This window comes from Shewanella zhangzhouensis (assembly GCF_019457615.1).
In the GTDB taxonomy this organism is placed as follows: domain Bacteria; phylum Pseudomonadota; class Gammaproteobacteria; order Enterobacterales; family Shewanellaceae; genus Shewanella; species Shewanella zhangzhouensis.
The window spans coordinates 26606-45000 of the sequence record NZ_CP080414.1; the positions used below are offsets into that span (position 1 = coordinate 26606).

Here is an 18395-nt window from a genome sequence, read left to right on the forward strand (position 1 = left end):
CGGACTCTCCTTATCACAGCAAATGCGGCCATCATTTGACCATTTGTTTGCCAGTGTGCGTCCAAAAAACAAAAATTACAACACCCAATTAAAACGATCGTTTAATTGTTTGGCGGCTAGGGCGCTTTTTGGCCTTTGTGATACACTGCACAGCACACAGAATAGTTCGCCAAGACGGTGTTTGGGATGTGGTTTTTCAAAAGTTCCGTCAGGTGTCGTACATCGCAGACAGGATAATTCACATGGAAAATTTGGCCCCGCTGTACGTCAATCACATCAATGAGCAAAACCGTCGGGTAGCCGATGTGCTGGCCCGTGAGCAACTCGAAGGTCTGGCCATTCACTCGGGTCAATACCACCGTCAGTTTTTGGATGATATTAACTATCCCTTCAAGGCCAATCCGCATTTCAAGGCCTGGCTGCCGGTGTTGGACAATCCCAACTGCTGGATATTAACCAATGGCCGTGACAAGCCTGTGCTGGTGTTTTATCGCCCGGTGGATTTCTGGCATAAGGTCAGTGATGTGCCCGAAAGTTTCTGGACCGAGCATTTCGAGATCAAGCTGCTGACCAAGGCAGAGAAGGTGGCGGAGCTACTGCCGAAAAATCTCGATGCCTGGGCTTACATTGGTGAGCATCTGGACGTGGCCGACGTGCTGGGCTTCAAGAATCGAAATCCCGATGGGGTGATGAACTACTTCCATTGGCACAGAAGCTTCAAGACCGACTATGAGCTGGCCTGTATGCGTGAAGCCAACCGCATCGCTGTGATAGGCCACAACGCCGCGCGGGAGGCCTTCTATAAGGGCGCCAGCGAGTTTGAAATACAGCAGCAATATTTGTCGGCCATCGGCCAGGGTGAGAACGACGTGCCTTACGGCAACATCATTGCCCTGAATCAGAATGCGGCCATCCTGCATTACACTGCGCTGGAACACGGGGCTCCGGCGAACCGGCATTCGTTTTTAATTGACGCCGGCGCCTCTTTTAATGGCTATGCCGCAGACATTACCCGCACCTATGCCTTTGAAAAAAATGTGTTTGATGAACTTATTAAGGCAATAGACAAGATGCAGCGTGAGCTGGTGGACATGATGCGCCCCGGTGTGCGTTTTACCGAGCTGCATCTGGCGACTCATAGCAAGCTGGCGCAACTGCTGCTGGAGTTTGGTATCGCCAAGGGGGATGCCAGCGACTTGGTGGAGCAGGGGGTGACCAGCGCATTCTTCCCCCATGGGCTTGGCCATATGCTGGGCCTGCAGGTGCATGATGTGGCCGGGTTTGCCCACGATGAGCGCGGCACCCATTTGGCGGCACCGGAGCGCCATCCCTTCCTGCGCTGTACCCGTATTCTCGCGCCACGCCATGTGCTCACCATAGAGCCCGGCTTTTACATCATCGACAGTTTGTTGGCCGAACTGAAGGCCGATGGCCGGGCAGAAGCCGTGAACTGGGACATGGTTGATACCCTGCGCCCCTTCGGCGGGATACGTATCGAGGATAACGTGATTGTGCATCAGGAACGCAACGAGAACATGACCCGGGATCTGGGGCTTAACTGACAGTGGCCGAGAAGTACCTCATTCCAGCAGGTGAGCTGGTATTTGAAGAAGAAATCAAAGCCAGCCAATTTATTACCCTGCTGGACCACTGCGACTCAGAAGCAAGGCTGAAGTCAGTACTCACTGACGTGAAAATGCGCTACCCAGGTGCCAGTCATTATTGTTGGGCCTATGTTGCCGCCGCACCTGACAACAGTGTTGCCATTGGGTCAAGTGACGATGGTGAACCCGCCGGCAGTGCCGGCAGGCCCATGTTGGCTACTTTGCAAGGCTCAGGGCTGGGTGAAGTGATGGCCATTGTTGTGCGCTATTACGGCGGTACCAAGTTGGGTGTGGGCGGCTTGGTGCGGGCCTATACCTCGGGTATCAAAAAGGCGTTACCCACCCTGGAAACCCGCTTAAAGGAACTTAAGTATCCCTCGTCTCTCCGCTGTGATTATGCCCAGCTTGCGGATATCGAATACCTGCTTGGCAAGTACGGCGCCGATATAAGCCGTCGGGACTTTTCCGGTGCTGTAAACCTTGAGTTTGTTTTGGCAAAAGACAAGCTCACGCCCCTCAATCAGGATTTGGCGACCCTTAGCGCCGGGCAAATTCAGGTGGCATTTACTGAAACCGAATAAAATGCCCGCATCAAATGCGATTATATTTTGATGACCGTGAATGAGTGCCTGTAACGGGGAATTGTGCGACAATCCCCCAATTACTCAAAAAGCGCCCGGCATCAAGGGAATACCAGAACCGCCCCATGCAATACAGAACAATAATAAGGATCACCGGCCTGTTGATGGGGTTGTTTTCCATCACCATGTTGCCACCGGCGCTGGTCGCTATCTATTACAAAGATGGCGGTGGTACTGCATTTATTCAGGCCTTTGTGGTGAGCCTGATCCTGGGCTTTATTTTTTGGTATCCCAATCGCAAGCATAAGTCGGAGCTGCGCACCCGAGAAGGTTTCTTGATCGTGGTGCTGTTCTGGACAGTACTGGGGTCTATCGGTGCACTGCCATTTATCTTCTCATCCACGCCGGATTTAAGCTGGACTGACTCCTTCTTTGAGTCGTTTTCAGCGCTCACCACCACAGGGGCGACCGTGATTGTGGGGCTGGACAGCCTGCCCAAGGCGATTCTGTTTTATCGGCACTTGCTGCAGTGGCTGGGTGGAATGGGGATCATCGTGCTCGCCGTAGCCATCTTGCCGGTGCTTGGTATTGGTGGCATGCAGCTGTACCGTGCCGAAATTCCCGGCCCGGTGAAAGACAGCAAGATGACCCCACGCATCGCTGAGACAGCCAAGGCGCTTTGGTACATTTACCTGCTGCTGACCATAGCCTGTGCCACTGCCTACTGGGCTGCCGGTATGTCGGTATTCGATGCTATTTGCCACTCGTTTTCCACTATCGCCATCGGTGGCTTCTCCACCCATGATGCCAGTATGGGGTATTTCGATAGCCCGGCCATCAATATGATTTGCGTCGTGTTTTTGATCATTGCCGCAGTGAATTTCAGTGTGCACTTTGCCGCCATTAGCCGCAGAGGCATTAACCTCAGAGTGTATTTCCGAGACACCGAATTCAAGATTTTGGTCGCTATTCAGCTACTCTTGACTGCCATCTGTTTTGCGACGCTTTACCATTCAGGGATTTACGACTCGCCAGAAGAAACCTTCGATTATGCGCTGTTTCAGGCGGTGTCTATTTCCACTACCGCAGGCTTCGGCACCGAGAGTTTCCACCTGTGGCCGCTGTTTTTGCCCATGCTGCTGATTTTCTCCAGTTTTATTGGCGGCTGTGGTGGATCTACTGCAGGCGGTATCAAGGTTATCCGGGTCGTACTTCTGCTACTGCAGGGTAGCCGTGAGTTGAAACGCCTTATCCACCCCAGAGCCATGTTTTCTATCCGTATCGGTAAAACCGCGCTGCCGGACCGGGTCGTGGATGCTGTGTGGGGTTTCTTCTCGGCGTACGCCCTGGTGTTCGTTATCTGTATGCTGATTTTGATGGCCATGGGACTGGATGACATTACCGCTTTCAGTGCCACGGCGGCCTGCCTGAATAACCTGGGCCCGGGGCTTGGCGAAGTGGCCAGTAACTATGCCAGCATAGGCGATGGTGCCAAGTGGGTACTGGTGGTGGCCATGCTGTTTGGCCGGTTGGAAATTTTTACTTTGTTGGTGCTCTTTACCCCCACTTTCTGGAGAACCTGATGACCCATACTCTGATCCTCTATTCCACCGTCGACGGCCAGACCCGCAAGATTTGTGAGCGTATCAAGGCGCGCTGTGAGGCGGCCGGAGAGAAGGTCACAATGGCGGATATCGCAGAGGCAGATGTCCTGCTTGCGGCGGCGGATAAGATATTGGTGGGGGCCAGCATACGCTATGGCAAACACAGGCCGGCACTGTTTGAGTTTGCCGCCAGGCATGGGGCTGCACTTGGCAGTAAGATAAACGGATTTTTCACCGTGAACGTGGTTGCCCGCAAGAGTGAAAAAAATACCCCAGAGACCAACCCCTATATGCAAAAGTTTTTGCAGCTGTCCCAATGGCAGCCACAGCAGTTGGGGGTATTTGCCGGTAAGATTGATTATCCCCGCTACGGCCTGTTTGACCGTACCATGATCCGCTTCATCATGTGGATCACCAAGGGCCCCACAGATATCAAGGGCACCTTCGAGTTTACCGACTGGGACAAGGTGGATGACTTTGCCGACACTTTTGCCGCCCGCAAAGCACCATAAAACCAAAGCACCTTAAACGCTGCAGTAGCGCTGGTGCAGAATTGAGATAATCTCAGTGACCTGTTCGTTTTTGAGCTTGTAGTAGACCAGCTGCGAGCTCTTGCGGGTATCCACCAGATCTTCCGCCCTGAGCACGGCCAGATGCTGAGACAGCGCAGATTGGCTCAAGGGGACGATTTCATTGAGCTCGGTAACACTCATTTCATTGTCCAGCAGCAGACACAGGATCATCAGCCGATAAGGATTGGCAATGGCTTTGAGCCACTTGGCTGCGGATTCTGCGTTACCTACCATGGCATTTACATCAATATTCGGTTGCATTTACGGCTCTCAGCGACACTTTTGATTAGATGATTCTAATTGAGTGTCGCTGCCAAGGCAATTTCCTGCGCCATAAGTGTGACCCCTTTGGCAATTGCGTATTTATGATGCCCGTTTGTGAGCCAGGAAGGCGACAGCCTGGGGTTGGCTTGCCACAATGGTGCCATTGCCCAACCTGGAGCCAGAGAAATGTCACAGACTCAGCAGCGTCAACATTTGCTTATTTATTTCTCCCGCGGTGGTCACACCCGAAAGATTTCTGAGGCGATTGCGGCCCGGCTTGAAGCCTGTGGGCATGGTTGTACTTTGATGTCGGTAAGCGATGCGCTGCAAAATCCTCCGGAATGGGACGCCTTTGACGTGGTCGCACTGGGGGCCTGTGTCCTCTATGGCTCGTATGACAAGTCAGTGTTTGAGTTGGTCGACCGATTTGGTGGGGTGCTCAGCAGCAAGGTATCCAGCTTTTATTGCGTCAACGTGGTGGCTCGTAATCCGGAAAAACGCATCCCGGAAAACAACAAGTATCTGCAGAAATTTCTCGCCTTATCGCCTTGGCAGCCTGGGGATTTGAAAATCATTGCGGGGAAGGTCGATTATCCGGCCTGGCCCTGGTACGACGCTTTGATGATCCGTCTTATCATGAAGATGACCAACGGCCCGACCGACCCCAAGGCGGTGATAGACTACACCGATTGGCAGGATGTCGACGCCTATGCCGACCATTTGGCAACGCTGAGTTGAGCTTGTCAGTAGTGCCAGAATTTGGGGTGGAAGAGCACGGCAACCGTGAGGATCTCAAGCCGCCCCAATAACATACCCAACGATAGAGCCCATTTGGCACTCTCTGGCAAGCTGGCAAAGTTGCCCGCGGGGCCTATCACCGGGCCAAGCCCCGGCCCCACATTAGTAACCGCTGTGATGGCGCCGGTGAGGCTCGACATGGGGTCGACACCCACGGCCACCAAAAACACCGCCAGCGCTACCGTCACCCCCATAAACAGCAGGATAAAGGTCACCAGCGAGCGAATGATGTCTTCGCTGATGGGGCGATTGTTGTAACGCTCGCGGAAAATCCCTGCAGGATGAATTTGCTGCTTTAACTGCTCGCGCATGATGGCGCCGGCGATTTGAAAGCGGAAGATTTTGATCCCGCCAGAAGTGGAGCCGGAGCAGGCACCCACAAACATCAAAAACAAAAACGCCACATTGGCCAGCGGTCCCCAACTGCCATAATCGGTCAGGCCATAGCCGGTAGTCGTCACCACAGAGACCACGTTAAAGCTGGTCAGGCGCAGGGCATCGATAAAGGCGAGGTCCTTCACATCGGCAAGCCAGGCGCCAAGGGTGACACTGACCAAAGCCACAAACAGCAAAAAGCCTTTCACCTGGGCATCATTCCATACCTTCAGGCTGCGGCCACGCAGCATCTGCACGAAGATAAGTAAAGGCAATCCGCCCGCCAGCATAAAGCTGGTGCCTACCCAGTGGGCTGCCGGGCTGAAATGCGCCATGGATTCATCGGACGTGGAATAGCCACCGGTGGAGAGGGTAGTCATGGCGTGGTTGATGGCCTCAAACCAGTCCATACCAGCGAGATGGTATCCCAGGCCGCACAGTATGGTCAGCAGTATGTATACCAGGAATAAATTCTTGGCCATGTCCTGGGTACGCGGCGTGGACTTGTCGCTCCAGTCCGATGACTCTGTGCGAAACAGCCGCATGCCACCCACGTTTAAAAAAGGCAGTACGGCCACCGCCATCACGATAAAGCCAATTCCCCCCAGCCATTGCAGCAATGAGCGCCAAATCAGGATACTGCGGTCCATGTTATCCAGGCCCGACAGCACGGTGGAGCCCGTGGTGGTGATACCCGACATGGTTTCGAAGAAGGCATCTGTGTAGTTGATGCCGTGGTAGAGGGTAAAAGGCATGGCCGCAAACAGGCTGACCACCAACCAGGTGATGCTGGTCAGCAAAAACATGTCGCGAATATTGAGTTTGATATTTTTCTGCTGGCCGCTGCTGATACAAAAACTGGCGGCAGCGCCGGTCACCAGAGAGGAAATCATAAAGGCGCCGGAGGTCTCATCCCCATGCAACAAAGCAAACAGCAGGGGGATGAGCATAAAGCCCGCCAACATCGACAAAAAGGTGCCGAGGATAAAGAGCAGCGGCCTTAGGTTCAGCATGGTTAGAAGAAGAAAGCGCTGGGTTGGAACAGCCGTTCGACCTCGCCGATAAATTTCTTGTTTACCAGGAAGAGGATCACATGGTCGCCCTGTTCGATAACGGTTTTATCGTGGGCCATCAGAACTTCGTCATTACGGACAATGGCGCCAATGGTGGTGCCCGGCGGCAAGCGGATTTCGCCGATTTGTTTACCCACTACCTTGGATGTGCTGGGGTCGCCGTGGGCAATCGCCTCGATAGCCTCGGCGGCGCCTCGGCGCAGGGAGTATACGTTACAGATATCGCCCTGGCGGATATGGGTCAACAGTGCAGAAATGGTGGCTTGCTGCGGTGAAATGGCGATATCGATATTGGCTTCCTGGACAATATCCACATAGGCTTCACGCTGGATCAGTACCATGACTTTTTTGGCACCCATGCGTTTTGCCAGCAGCGCCGACATGATGTTGGCCTCATCGTCGTTGGTCACCGCAATAAAGACGTCGGTCTGATCGATGTGCTCTTCGAGCAGCAGCTCCTGATCCGAGGCATCGCCGCAAAAAACCGTGGTATTTTGCAGCTTCTCAGACAGGGCCTCGGCACGCTCTGCCTTGTGCTCAATCAGCTTTACCGAGTGATTGCGCTCCAGCTTTTTCGCCAGACCCAGACCGATATTCCCGCCACCGGCAATCATGATGTTGCGATAGCTGTTATCGAGCTTTTGCATTTCACTCATTACGGCGCGGATGTGGCGACTGTCGGCCACAAAGAAGACTTCGTCGTCGGCTTCGATAATGGTGGTACCCCGGGGCATGATGGGCCGACCCTGACGGAAAATGGCCGCCACCCGGGTATCAATATTGGGCATGTGTTCCCGCAGTGCGGCAAGGGCATTCCCCACCAGTGGACCACCGTAGTAAGCCCTCACTGCCACCAGGCTCAGCTTGCCTTCGGCAAACTCCAGTACCTGCAGGGCTCCCGGATATTCAACCAATCGCTGAATATAAGAGGTAACCAATTGCTCCGGAGCTATCAGCTCGTCAATCACAAAGCCGCCGCGGGTGCGGTTGTCGGAGTTTTTGGTTTCACTGTCGATAAACAGCCGCTCCTGCATGTGCAGGTACTGTTCAGACCGGATACGGGCAATTTTGGTGGGGGTGCCAAACAGGGTGTAGGCAATTTGGCAGGCTGACATATTGCATTCGTCGCTGTTGGTTACGGCAATCAGCATGTCGGCATCTTCGGCGCCGGCCTCGCGCAGCACGTCCGGGTGAGCACCATGGCCGACGACTACCCGCAAGTCGTACTTGTCCTGCAGGCTGCGCAGCTTGTTTTTATCGCTGTCGACTATGGTGATGTCGTTGTTTTCACCCACCAGGTTTTCTGCCAGGGTTCCCCCGACTTGACCTGCGCCCAAGATGATAATTTTCATGGCGTTTGCCTAAATCCCTAAACCAGCGCTTTTTTCAGGCGGGCGTAATAAAACCCGTCCATGTCGTCCTGTCCCGGCAGGATTTGCCAGCCAATATCGTTACTGTTTGCCTGATTGGGCAGGGTTTCCAGGGTCGCATCTGGGGTGCGTTCAAGGAAGGCCTTGATCTGCTCGCGGTTTTCTTCAGGCAAAATGGAACAGGTTGCGTACAGCAGTGTGCCACCAGGCTTGAGCCACTGCCAGCAGTTGTCGAGAATTTGCTGCTGAAGTTTGGCAAGCTCGGCAATGTCGTTGTTCTGTCTGAGCCATTTGATGTCCGGATGGCGGCGGATCACCCCGGTAGCAGAGCAGGGCGCATCCAGCAGGATGCGGTCAAACTTGCCACCCTGCCACCAATTGCCGATATCACCGGCATCGCCATGGATGACTTTGGCATTGAGCTTGAGGCGTTCCAGGTTTTGTGAAACACGTTCGAGACGTTTCTCGTCGAAATCCACAGCGACCAGCTCGATATCGGCCAGCTCCAGCAGATGGCAGCTCTTACCGCCGGGTGCGGCGCAGGCATCGAGTACCAGCTCACCGTTCTGGGGCGCCAGCAGGCTTGCGGCCCACTGGGCTGCGCCGTCCTGCACCGAACTTGCGCCTTCGGCAAAATTGGGCAGGCGAGCAACGTCAGTGGCAAATTCGAGGCAAATGGCATCTTCCCCCTGACCCGCAGCGGCGCTTATTTCTGCATCGGTAAGCGCCTGCAGATAGGCATCGCGGCTCTGGTGGCGGCGGTTGTTTCTAAGCCACATTGGGGGCCGCTGGTGTGATGCCTCGATAATGCCTTCCCAGTTATCTGGGTAGGCGTCTTTCAGGCGGCGGATTATCCAGGCCGGAAAGTTGTACTTTAAGGTGTCGTTGGACTCATCCAGCGGCGGCACCTGACGCTGAATGTTGCGCAGTACCCCGTTGACCACCTTGACCAGGCTCTCAAAACCGAGGGCGCGGCAGCCTTCGGCGGTTTCGGAAATGGCGGCGTGGGCCGGCACCCGGGTGAAGTAAAGCTGATAGGCACCCACCAACAGCAGCTGGTGGATAACGCGCTGTTTGCCCTTGAGGGGTTTTTGCATATAGCCGCTGATCAGCTTGTCGAGCTGGGGCAGGTGGCGCATGACGCCATAGCAAATCTCGGCCATCAGTGCCTTGTCTTTGCCATCACGCAGCAGTTGTTGCTGGGCTGGCAGGGCAACCGAGAGCGACACGCCGCGCTCCAGTACGTCGAAAATCGCCTTGGCGGCGAGGGCTCGGATATTCATTACTCGCTTGCCTCTGGGCTTGCCAGCTGGGTGCCGGGAGCGAACCAGTCGCCGCGGCTATTGAGGATATCGGCCACGTCCATGGGCTTTTTACCGGGCAGCTGCATTTTGTGAATACGCAGCACGCCATCGGTAGTTGCGATATCTATGCCTTGTTTGCCTGCGGCAACTATGGTGCCGGGCGTTTTGGGGCCGGATTCAGCCAGCACACTTGTCTGCCATACCTTGATGGTCTGCCCCTGATGCTCGAAGTAGCTCACCGGCCAGGGGTTAAAGGCGCGTACCTCCTGCCACAGATTTTTAGCGGGCTTGGCAAAATCGAGACGGGCCTCTTCTTTGCTGAGCTTCTCGGCGTAGTTGGCCTGTGCTTCGTCCTGCTTTTCGGCGCTCAAGGTGCCTTCACTGAGCGCTGCAAGGGCATCCAATAGTGCCGCAGGGCCTTGCTCTGCCAGCTTTTCATAGAGGCTGGCAGAGGTGTCATCATCTTCGATGGGCAGGCGGGTTTTGAGCAGCATATCGCCGGTATCCAGACCCACATCCATTTGCATGATGGTCACGCCGGTCTCGGTATCACCGGCCCACAGGGCGCGTTGGATGGGCGCTGCACCGCGCCAGCGCGGCAGAATGGAGCCGTGAACATTGATGCAGCCGAGGCGTGGGGTATCCAGCACCACCTTGGGCAGGATTAGGCCATAAGCCACCACCACCATGATGTCGGCACCGAGGGCCGCCAGTTCCTGCTGCGCGTCTTCTTTACGCAACGATTTAGGTTGAAACACGGGGACCCCATGTTCCAGAGCCAATGACTTGACCGGGCTTGGGGTTAATTTATGGCCCCTTCCTGCTGGTCGGTCTGGTTGGGTGTAGACGGCGATGACTTCATGCTCAGACGTCAGCAGTGCCTGCAGGTGGCGGGCAGCAAAATCCGGCGTACCGGCAAAGATGATTTTCAGTGGCTTCAAAACGGTTCCTGAATCTTATTTGTCGTTACGGGCGGCTTTTTCCAGCTTTTGGCGAATACGCTGACGCTTCAGGGGAGAAAGATAGTCAACAAAGAGCTTGCCGACGAGATGATCCATCTCATGTTGCAGGCAAATGGCGAACAGGCCATCGGCCTCTACAGTAAATTCATTGCCATTGCGGTCAAGCGCCTTCACTGTGATGAACTCGGCGCGGTCAACCTTGGCATAGACGCCAGGCACCGACAGGCAGCCTTCCTCGTTGCAGAAGTCACCGCTCTTGGCCACGATTTCAGGGTTAATGAATACCTTGGGGCGCTCAACCTCGTCTTGCAGATCCATCACAATCAGGCGTTGATGGAAATCGACCTGAGTCGCGGCCAAACCAATTCCATTTTCTTCGTACATGGTTTCAAACATGTCGTCGATTTGCGATTGGAGAGCGGGTGTAAATTCCGTCACCGGCTTGGCAACTGTCCTTAATCTTTCGTCGGGAAAACGTAAAACTTTTAATAGAGGCATACTTAAACTCTTAACAAGTCTGTCAAATCCGTGCCAGTTGGTTATACTGACTTTGCTATTGGGTCAATTTTAATCCGTAGCGACAATCAATAACAGTAAAAGCTCGCCTAACGAGCCAAACAACATGGATGCTCCCATGAAAAGGTTAATTCTAGTCGCGTTAATCTCTCTAACCAGTTCGTTTGCCATGGCTGATACCCTGACGCTTAAGCCAGGCCATCCGGACACCTACGTTGTCGTAAAAGGAGATACCCTCTGGGATATTTCTGCGAAGTTTTTAAACGACCCCTGGCGTTGGCCAAAGCTTTGGAATGCCAACCCACAAATTGCCAATCCCCATCTGATTTACCCCGGGGATCGTCTGACATTGGTCTTTATTGATGGTCAGCCGCGTTTGGTGGTCAAGCCGCAGGTTCGTAAGAGCCCAGAAGGGCGCGTCATGCCAAAAGGTGGAGCCATTCCAGCGGTCAATCTGGAACTTATCCAGCCTTATCTGAGCCAAAACCGAGTAGTTGACGATGAATGGTATGCCCAGCAGCCCATGATTCTTGGTGGCGAGAGTCCGTCACGTTTCCATATCGAGCGTGACGTGATTTATGTGCAGGCCGAACTGCCCATTGGTATGAAGGTTGCCGCATACGAGGCTGGTCGAATCTTTACCGACAAAACCACCGAAGAGACACTGGGCCGTGAGGTTATTCTAACGGCGAGTGGCCGTGTGGTTGAGTCTGGCCCCATTTCCAAAATCCAAATCAGTACTAACCTGCGTGAAACCCGTCCTGGCAATCGTGTGCTGCCTATTGAAGATGAAGCCTTGATGTCAGCGTACTTTATGCCCAAGCCTGCCGATGTCACCGATGCCTATGTGCTTGGTACCGAAAAAGACATTCGCGAAGTGGGTAAGTTGGATGTGGTGTATATCAGCAAGGGTGAGACCGATGGTGTAGAGCCCGGCGATGTGTTTGCCATTCATCGCGACGGTGAAACCGTGGTGATTGATAAAAATGGCACACCTGTCCCAAGCATAGACCGCAGTGCCTATGGTAACCTCATGGCTAAATTTGGCAGCGACAGCGCCATGAAGTTGCCCGATGTGTATCATGGCAATCTCATGGTGTTCAAAGTGTTCGATAAAGTGAGTATGGGTCTTATCATGATCAACAACCGTCCGGTGCGCACTGATGACAAATTGTCGGTGCCTGCGGAAACCGGGTTAGCGGGGGAATAAATCGCAGCCAGTCTGGTCGACTGGTTAATTGTCGGTGCTGTTTCCGGGTTGGGACCGACCCGGATCCGCCAATTGCTCCAACACATGGATGTGGACGAGTTAAGACAAAGGCTGGAAACGGAAAAAGACTCCCTGCCTTTGTCCCCCTCTCTGCGGTCCGGCCTGATTGTGGATTACCGCTTGGTGGATGCGGCTCTTGCATGGCAAGACGCATCCACTGACCACCACCTTATCTGTTTTGATGACTCACGTTATCCTCCATTACTTAAAACCATCACAGACCCACCCATATTTCTTTTTGTAAGAGGCCAGGCTGAGGCTTTATTGCGACCTTCTGTTGCCATGGTGGGCAGCCGGGCTGCAAGTTACAGCGGGCTTCAAACGGCCAGAATGCTGGCGTCCGGACTGGCAGGTTATGGGTTTGCCGTTGTCAGCGGCTTGGCGGCCGGCATCGATGGCGCCAGTCATCAGGGGGCATTGACCGCCAGCGGTGTGACCCATGCGGTGCTTGGCACGGGGATAGATGAAATCTACCCGAAAAAGCATGCCCGTCTGGCAAATGAAATTTTGGAGAGAGGTTGCATAGTCAGTGAATTCTGGCCGGGCACACCGGTGTTTGCCGGTAACTTCCCTAAACGAAACCGTATTGTCACGGGAATGGCCCTGGGGACTCTGGTGGTTGAGGCTGCCAGAAAGAGCGGCTCGTTAATTTCCGCCAGACTGGCGATGGAGCAAGGCCGGGAGGTTTTCGCCGTGCCCGGCAGCGTATTGGATGAACGACATCAAGGATGTCATGATTTGTTGCGACAGGGGGTAAAACTTGTTTGCGACGCTGCCGATATAGTGGAGGAACTTGGCAGTATGTTGAGTTGCCAGCTTGATATGTTGCCCCAAAGCCCCCATATCGAAGCTGAAAGTGGTCAGGAGTTGCCTTACCCAGAGCTCTTGGCTAGTGTAGAGTATGAGACCACACCCGTAGACAGGTTGGTGGAACATAGTGGTAAACCGATAGATCTTGTGCTGGAACAAATACTTGAGTTGGAGTTACAAGGTTGGGTTGCTGCAGTACCCGGTGGTTACGTCAGAGTGAAGAGGAATTAGCCATGTTTGACATCCTCATGTACCTATTCGAGAACTATGTTCAGAATGACCTGGAAGTTGACATGCTGGTGGACGAAGACCAGCTTAAAAAAGAACTGGCTTTGGCCGGGTTTCGCCAAACAGAAATTATCAAAGCATTGAATTGGCTGGAGCATCTGGCCGATCTTCGCGATAGTGAACAACCTTATTTGTGCCACCACGAGCAGCACTCATTTCGGGTGTATACGCCAGAAGAGATGGAGCGCCTGGACGTGGAATGTCGCGGCTTTCTCATGTTTCTCGAACAGATAAAGGTTCTCAATGTCGAAGCCCGTGAGATGGTGATAGACAGGGTGATGGATTTGGATGAATCCAGCCTCACATTGGACGATCTCAAATGGGTGATCATGATGGTGCTCTTTAATGCACCAGGCCAGGAAATGGCATACAACCAGATGGAAAATATGATGTTTGACGAGCAGCCTGGCCGTTTACATTCCTGAGCCGCCAGCCCTCGCAAATAGAAGAAAGGAGACCAAGAGGTCTCCTTTCTTATTGGGCATTTGGCCTGCACCGCAGTACGTGATTCAGGTGACCAGGCAGGATTAGAAATGGAAATGTACGCCCGCCTTGCCCTCAGCCTGCGCCAAGTGTAGTGGCATCAAGTAGTCACGATAAGCATAGCGGTTAAGTTTGTGAGGTAGCGTTGGGGAGTCCTTTTCCTTGGCATCGGTATGGGATATTTGCTCATCCAGCCAGGTCTCAAAACGGCTTTGCTCTTCGCTGGCAATTTGGCTTAGCAGGGCATCATAACCTTCAAAATAATCTGTCTTTAATAAGCGCGATAAATTAACCAACACTTCTGGGCGCTGCTCTGCCAGATAGCGAATGGCGAGATAGCTCCAGCGGTAGGTTCTGTCCAGCCCATCCTTGTATTCGGTGGCGAAGATATCGGCCATGGCGGGGGCTTCTGCGCGTTTTTCCCGCGCGAGCGTGAGGGCTTCTGGATTGTCATTATTCCTGGAGACATATTCCGCCAGCCCCTCGGCCCACCACACCATCTTGCCCGGGAAGTGGCCAAAACCGCCGTACTTTACGAATCGGCCGTCGAGATAATGCACGTACTCGTGATTGAGGTTCCAGATGGCAAACTCTGGGGCAATCCACCATTGACGGAAGGCAAAAAAGCTCGCCTGGTTACCGGGTTTGGATGGTGTGCCCTCGATATACATACCGCCATTGTCTGTGCCTATATCAAACAGCAGTTGGCCGTAGGCATTGTATTGACTCCAGTTTTTAAAGGCTACGACCTGTAGGGCCTGATTGACATCATTGGCAGTGGGTTCCCGGTCTGTTTTTAGCAGAGAGTGGAAACTGTCTTCCTGAGAAATCAGCTTGGCGCAGCTTTCGGCAAACTCGGCCTCGGTCAAATCCTGAGACAGGATATACAGTCTGTCTGAACACCCATGCCGTTGGGGCAGTACCTGAGTACGCTCAGGGATCACGCAGAGGTCATCCTGCTCGCAGGCTTCTTTGCCAGCAAAGCGGTTGACGTGGTAACCCAGGGTGTAGGCGGTTTTGGCCGCTTCGCCACGGTTTCTGACATCAGCAATGGCAATACGTTTTACCGCCTCATCCAGCAGAGTTTCCTCCGGCGTGACCTCGCCATTTTCGCCAGCGGGCAGCGCCAGATGATAGAGTGCCAGCGCCCAATAGGCATTCATTCGCGGCCAGTCATCTTCGCCGCTGATGGCGGCATCGCTGCTGGCAAAGTTCAGCAGTACTGTGCTCGCATCTGATTCAAGCAGGGCTTTGGTGAGGCTACTATCCGGGTGTTTACGGCTTTCAAACAGTAAAAAACCGTAGGCTCTGAGGGTTTCCCACAGGGCATAGTCCCGTTCAATCGATGCAGGTTCAGCGGCCAATTGCTTCAGCTGCGATGCCAGCCGGTCAAGAAAAGGCGCAATTTCGTCGCCGCGATCTTTATCGGCGAGGAAACGGTAACCCACCACGGCAACCTGTTCGCGAGTGCTGGCAGAAGCGGTCAGCGCTACTTGCGCCAAAATTGCAGCAAGGCGTGAGGCTTGTTTTGCACCCATGACATCGGCATCACCGAAATAGCTGTAGGCGCGAAGATAGACCAGCAGCTTTTCATGGTCGGTTTCGGGCCTTTCGAGCAGCGCCAGTGCCAGATTGAAGTTGGCCTTGCTGTAGAGTTCGCGGTCTGCTGCCAGTTTATGTTCAATGTTGGCAAGTCTGGGGGTGAGTGTGTCGAACACTACGGTTGATTTAGGGGATTGGACGCAGCCGGTCATGGCCAACATCAGGCAGATGGCAAGGGATTTTAGGTTCACATTCAGTCTTTCTTGTTATTTTGGATACAATATAACATTGTGAATATGAGTTTTCATCCCTACCATGATTTAGCCTTCACCGTGAAGTTAGCTATGGCTTGGTGATAACAGGGGCTTGTCGCCAAGACGCTGGCTTAATCGGGCTCGTTGGCTTTCAGCAAGGCCTGCCAATTGCTAAAATGGTGGCAGTTTGCAGTAGAGGTCGCCATGTCCAAGATAGATCACAGCCTGTTCAGTGCCCACGAGCACGCCCTGGAGCGAGAGTTTGAGCTCTGCCCCGAGTGTGGCAGCGAGCTGTCGGTGCGTCACAGCAAACATGGCAGCTTTGTTGGCTGCAACAATTACCCCACTTGCCAATACACCCGACCTTTGGTGCAGCACGAATCCATCGAAACCCAGGTGATTGAAGGTTCCGTTTGTCCTGAGTGTGGCCACGAACTCGCGGTTAAGTCCGGTCGCTTTGGTATTTTCATCGGCTGTACTCAATACCCGTTGTGCCACCATATCGAGAAGCCCGATCAGGCCCCGCCGGAAGAGGCGGTTGCCTGCCCAGTATGCAAAACCGGCGTGATGGAGCACAGAACCAATCGCTATGGTAAAGGTTTTTACGCATGTTCCTGTTATCCCAAGTGCAAATTTCTGGTGAACTATCCACCGGTGGCTGAGCGCTGTCCTGATTGTGGCTTCGGTCTCTTGGTGCAGCGTAAAGGTGCCAGCGGTACGCGGCTCGAATGCCCCAATAAACCGTGCAAATACAAACGGCCTCTTTGACCCGGCCGCATTTCTTTAAGCTTGTCCGCAGTGTCGTTATACTGAGCATCCAGCCTGATAGTCAGGGCCATTGGCGCGAATTTTTTAATCTTCGAGATGACGTTAATGTTGCAGGTAAACCCTTCTCAAATCAGTGGCATCATCGAAAGTGGTGGCGTTGTGGCCTATCCCACCGAGGCCGTATATGGTTTGGGATGCGATCCGGACAACGATACTGCTATACAAAAGCTTTTGGCAGTTAAGCAGCGCCCTTGGGAAAAAGGCCTTATTCTGATAGCCAGCAGCTTTGACCAGCTCAAGCCCTATATTGACTTAAGTCGGGTGACCGAAGCTCAGTTACAGGCCGCATTTGATAAATGGCCGGGCCCTTTTACCTTTGTTATTCCCGCGAAAGCCGATGTATCGCCCATGCTCAGGGGCTGCTTTGATACCATTGCCGTGCGGGTGACGGCCCATGAGGGCGTACGTGCCATGTGTGACGCCTGCCAAAAGCCGCTGGTATCCACCAGTGCCAACCTGGCAGGAGAACAACCAGCCCTGACATTGGCTGAAGTTCAAACTCAGCTGGGTGATAAAATCGACGCCGTGGTGTTGGGACAGCTCGGGCAATCTGGTCAGCCATCCACCATTATCGATATTCAAACCGGACATATTTTCAGACAAGGATAAGAAGGAAAACAGCATGGGACTTCCCAACGCCGATGAGGTAAAAGCGTTTTTAATGCAGCTGCAGGCTAACATCTGCGCTGGCCTGGAAAGGCTGGATGGTCAGGCGTGCTTTGCGACCGACAGCTGGCAGCGCGCCGAAGGCGGCGGAGGCGTTAGCCGGGTGCTGACCGATGGGGCTGTATTTGAGCAGGCCGGGGTAAACTTCTCCCATGTGATGGGTGCCTCCATGCCTGTGTCTGCCACGGCACACAGACCCGAGTTGGCGGGCCGCAGCTTTGAGGCGATGGGTGTTTCTTTGGTTATCCACCCGAAAAACCCTTATATCCCAACCACTCATGCCAATGTGCGCTTCTTTATTGCCCGTAAAGAGGGTGCCGACCCCGTATGGTGGTTTGGTGGTGGTTTCGATTTAACGCCCTATTATCCGTTCGAGTCAGACGTCAAAGAATGGCACCAAAGCGCCAAAGACCTGTGTAAGCCTTTCGGCGATGAGGTGTATCCCAAGTACAAAGAATGGTGCGATAAGTACTTCTTCCTGCCGCATCGCGGTGAAACCCGAGGTGTGGGTGGTCTGTTCTTCGATGATCTCAACCACTGGGAATTTGATAAGTGCTTTGACTATATGCAAGCGGTGGGTAATGGATTCCTTAAGGCTTATGCACCTATTGTTGAGCGTCGTAAAGACACGGCTTATGGCGAGCGTGAGCGTGATTTTCAGCTTTATCGCCGTGGCCGCTATGTGGAATTTAACCTGGTGTATGACCGCGGCACCCTGTTTGGGCTGCAAACCGGTGGTCGCACCGAATCGATTCTGATGTCGATGCCACCGCTGGTGCGTTGGCAGTATGCCTACAGTCCTGAAGCAGGGACTCCTGAGGCAGAGCTGTACGAGCGTTTCCTCAAGCCCCAGGACTGGCTGGCTGATTAATGGTCAACGGTCTTTAAAAATGGCTTATTGATTGCGCATGTGGTCTGCCAGGGTCGCAATAGCCTGGTAGATCACCTCGCGGTGCTGTTCATTAGCCACTTCCTGTTCCAGCGCATGCTGCATGCACAGCAGCCACTGATCCCGCATTTGCTCATCTATGGCGAAGGGCATGTGTCTGGCACGCAGTGCAGGATGGCCATACTTTTGCTGAAACAGCTGAGGTCCGCCTAGCCAGCCGCTCAAAAATTCATACAGCTTTTGTTCTGATTGCTCGATTGGCCCCGGGTGCATTGCCAGCAGCTTTTGGGTGTCTTCACCCTGCTGCATTCGGGCGTAAAACTGCTTTGCGATGGCACGTAT

19 protein-coding genes (1 of these 19 cut by a window edge) are annotated in these 18395 nt (G+C 53.7%); 11 read left to right on the forward strand and 8 right to left on the reverse strand.

The window, feature by feature from the left end:
• Positions 1-242 precede the first annotated feature (242 nt).
• From pepQ to hemG (K0H63_RS00125), 4 genes are all read left to right on the forward strand, one after another.
• Positions 243-1562 carry a Xaa-Pro dipeptidase gene (pepQ, locus tag K0H63_RS00110; RefSeq protein ID WP_220066221.1) on the forward strand — a complete coding sequence of 440 codons (1320 nt, stop codon included), beginning with the start codon at positions 243-245 and terminating at the stop codon, positions 1560-1562.
• A 2-nt stretch (positions 1563-1564) separates the two neighbouring features.
• Positions 1565-2185: a YigZ family protein gene (locus tag K0H63_RS00115; protein ID WP_220066222.1), complete on the forward strand. Its 621-nt coding sequence runs from the start codon at positions 1565-1567 to the stop codon at positions 2183-2185.
• Positions 2186-2310: 125 nt separating this feature from the next.
• Complete coding sequence (locus K0H63_RS00120) at positions 2311-3768, forward strand: TrkH family potassium uptake protein (RefSeq protein ID WP_220066223.1); 1458 nt, start codon at positions 2311-2313, stop codon at positions 3766-3768.
• Positions 3768-4301: a menaquinone-dependent protoporphyrinogen IX dehydrogenase gene (gene hemG, locus K0H63_RS00125; protein WP_220066224.1), complete on the forward strand. Its 534-nt coding sequence runs from the start codon at positions 3768-3770 to the stop codon at positions 4299-4301. The genes K0H63_RS00120 and hemG (K0H63_RS00125) overlap by 1 nt, the downstream gene beginning before the upstream one ends.
• A 12-nt stretch (positions 4302-4313) precedes the next feature.
• On the opposite strand, the gene K0H63_RS00130 is transcribed toward hemG (K0H63_RS00125), so the two are convergent.
• Positions 4314-4622, reverse strand: a complete 309-nt coding sequence (locus K0H63_RS00130) for an ArsR/SmtB family transcription factor (RefSeq protein WP_011758160.1) — start codon at positions 4620-4622, stop codon at positions 4314-4316.
• A gap of 189 nt (positions 4623-4811) precedes the next feature.
• Between K0H63_RS00130 and hemG (K0H63_RS00135) the strand changes: the two genes are divergently transcribed.
• On the forward strand, positions 4812-5363 hold the full coding sequence (gene hemG / locus K0H63_RS00135) for a menaquinone-dependent protoporphyrinogen IX dehydrogenase (protein ID WP_220066225.1): 552 nt from the start codon (positions 4812-4814) through the stop codon (positions 5361-5363).
• 5 nt (positions 5364-5368) lie between these two features.
• On the opposite strand, the gene K0H63_RS00140 is transcribed toward hemG (K0H63_RS00135), so the two are convergent.
• Genes K0H63_RS00140 through def form a run of 5 tightly spaced genes read right to left on the reverse strand, consistent with a single transcriptional unit; the run spans position 5369 to position 11005 of the window.
• Positions 5369-6811: a TrkH family potassium uptake protein gene (locus K0H63_RS00140; RefSeq protein WP_220066226.1), complete on the reverse strand. Its 1443-nt coding sequence runs from the start codon at positions 6809-6811 to the stop codon at positions 5369-5371.
• A gap of 2 nt (positions 6812-6813) precedes the next feature.
• Positions 6814-8223, reverse strand: coding sequence for a Trk system potassium transporter TrkA (gene trkA / locus K0H63_RS00145; protein WP_011758163.1), 1410 nt, complete (start codon positions 8221-8223; stop codon positions 6814-6816).
• A gap of 17 nt (positions 8224-8240) precedes the next feature.
• Positions 8241-9524 carry a 16S rRNA (cytosine(967)-C(5))-methyltransferase RsmB gene (gene rsmB / locus K0H63_RS00150; RefSeq protein ID WP_220066227.1) on the reverse strand — a complete coding sequence of 428 codons (1284 nt, stop codon included), beginning with the start codon at positions 9522-9524 and terminating at the stop codon, positions 8241-8243.
• Positions 9524-10486, reverse strand: coding sequence for a methionyl-tRNA formyltransferase (gene fmt, locus K0H63_RS00155; RefSeq protein WP_220066228.1), 963 nt, complete (start codon positions 10484-10486; stop codon positions 9524-9526). Before fmt ends, rsmB begins: the two co-directional genes overlap by 1 nt.
• Positions 10487-10501: 15 nt before the next feature.
• Complete coding sequence (gene def, locus K0H63_RS00160) at positions 10502-11005, reverse strand: peptide deformylase (protein WP_220066229.1); 504 nt, start codon at positions 11003-11005, stop codon at positions 10502-10504.
• A gap of 124 nt (positions 11006-11129) precedes the next feature.
• Here def and K0H63_RS00165 point away from each other — a divergent pair, with 124 nt between their 5' ends.
• From K0H63_RS00165 to K0H63_RS00175, 3 genes are all read left to right on the forward strand, one after another.
• Complete coding sequence (locus K0H63_RS00165) at positions 11130-12233, forward strand: LysM peptidoglycan-binding domain-containing protein (protein ID WP_220066230.1); 1104 nt, start codon at positions 11130-11132, stop codon at positions 12231-12233.
• 72 nt (positions 12234-12305) lie between these two features.
• Entirely contained in the window at positions 12306-13334 is a 1029-nt protein-coding gene (dprA, locus tag K0H63_RS00170) for a DNA-processing protein DprA (RefSeq protein ID WP_491573773.1), read from the forward strand.
• Positions 13335-13336: 2 nt separating this feature from the next.
• Positions 13337-13816 carry a DUF494 family protein gene (locus K0H63_RS00175; protein ID WP_011758169.1) on the forward strand — a complete coding sequence of 160 codons (480 nt, stop codon included), beginning with the start codon at positions 13337-13339 and terminating at the stop codon, positions 13814-13816.
• A 102-nt stretch (positions 13817-13918) separates the two neighbouring features.
• Here the strand turns inward: K0H63_RS00175 and K0H63_RS00180 are convergent, their stop codons facing one another.
• Positions 13919-15667, reverse strand: coding sequence for a collagenase (locus K0H63_RS00180; protein WP_258405624.1), 1749 nt, complete (start codon positions 15665-15667; stop codon positions 13919-13921).
• 207 nt (positions 15668-15874) lie between these two features.
• Here K0H63_RS00180 and K0H63_RS00185 point away from each other — a divergent pair, with 207 nt between their 5' ends.
• The 3 genes from K0H63_RS00185 (at position 15875) to hemF (ending at position 18035) form a co-directional block, all read left to right on the forward strand.
• Positions 15875-16438: a DNA topoisomerase family protein gene (locus tag K0H63_RS00185; protein WP_220066231.1), complete on the forward strand. Its 564-nt coding sequence runs from the start codon at positions 15875-15877 to the stop codon at positions 16436-16438.
• A gap of 105 nt (positions 16439-16543) precedes the next feature.
• The gene (gene tsaC, locus K0H63_RS00190; protein WP_220066232.1) at positions 16544-17107 is read left to right on the forward strand and encodes an L-threonylcarbamoyladenylate synthase type 1 TsaC; all 564 of its coding nucleotides are present in this window, start codon (positions 16544-16546) and stop codon (positions 17105-17107) included.
• A 13-nt stretch (positions 17108-17120) separates the two neighbouring features.
• On the forward strand, positions 17121-18035 hold the full coding sequence (gene hemF / locus K0H63_RS00195; RefSeq protein ID WP_220066233.1) for an oxygen-dependent coproporphyrinogen oxidase: 915 nt from the start codon (positions 17121-17123) through the stop codon (positions 18033-18035).
• A gap of 24 nt (positions 18036-18059) precedes the next feature.
• Here the strand turns inward: hemF and K0H63_RS00200 are convergent, their stop codons facing one another.
• On the reverse strand, positions 18060-18395 hold the 3' portion of the coding sequence (locus tag K0H63_RS00200; RefSeq protein ID WP_220066234.1) for a group II truncated hemoglobin. Its footprint extends 96 nt past the window's final position; 336 of the gene's 432 nt are visible here — the last part of the coding sequence; its start codon lies beyond the right edge, outside the window; it ends in the stop codon at positions 18060-18062.

Coding starts and splice junctions, on each gene's coding strand:
- pepQ (WP_220066221.1), top strand. CDS start 243: ATGGAAAATTTGGCCCCGCTGTACGTCAATCACATCAATGAGCAAAAC.
- K0H63_RS00120 (WP_220066223.1), top strand. CDS start 2,311: ATGCAATACAGAACAATAATAAGGATCACCGGCCTGTTGATGGGGTTG.
- hemG (WP_220066224.1), top strand. CDS start 3,768: ATGACCCATACTCTGATCCTCTATTCCACCGTCGACGGCCAGACCCGC.
- K0H63_RS00130 (WP_011758160.1), bottom strand. CDS start 4,622: ATGCAACCGAATATTGATGTAAATGCCATGGTAGGTAACGCAGAATCC.
- hemG (WP_220066225.1), top strand. CDS start 4,812: ATGTCACAGACTCAGCAGCGTCAACATTTGCTTATTTATTTCTCCCGC.
- K0H63_RS00140 (WP_220066226.1), bottom strand. CDS start 6,811: ATGCTGAACCTAAGGCCGCTGCTCTTTATCCTCGGCACCTTTTTGTCG.
- trkA (WP_011758163.1), bottom strand. CDS start 8,223: ATGAAAATTATCATCTTGGGCGCAGGTCAAGTCGGGGGAACCCTGGCA.
- rsmB (WP_220066227.1), bottom strand. CDS start 9,524: ATGAATATCCGAGCCCTCGCCGCCAAGGCGATTTTCGACGTACTGGAG.
- def (WP_220066229.1), bottom strand. CDS start 11,005: ATGCCTCTATTAAAAGTTTTACGTTTTCCCGACGAAAGATTAAGGACA.
- K0H63_RS00165 (WP_220066230.1), top strand. CDS start 11,130: ATGGATGCTCCCATGAAAAGGTTAATTCTAGTCGCGTTAATCTCTCTA.
- K0H63_RS00175 (WP_011758169.1), top strand. CDS start 13,337: ATGTTTGACATCCTCATGTACCTATTCGAGAACTATGTTCAGAATGAC.
- K0H63_RS00185 (WP_220066231.1), top strand. CDS start 15,875: ATGTCCAAGATAGATCACAGCCTGTTCAGTGCCCACGAGCACGCCCTG.
- tsaC (WP_220066232.1), top strand. CDS start 16,544: ATGTTGCAGGTAAACCCTTCTCAAATCAGTGGCATCATCGAAAGTGGT.
- hemF (WP_220066233.1), top strand. CDS start 17,121: ATGGGACTTCCCAACGCCGATGAGGTAAAAGCGTTTTTAATGCAGCTG.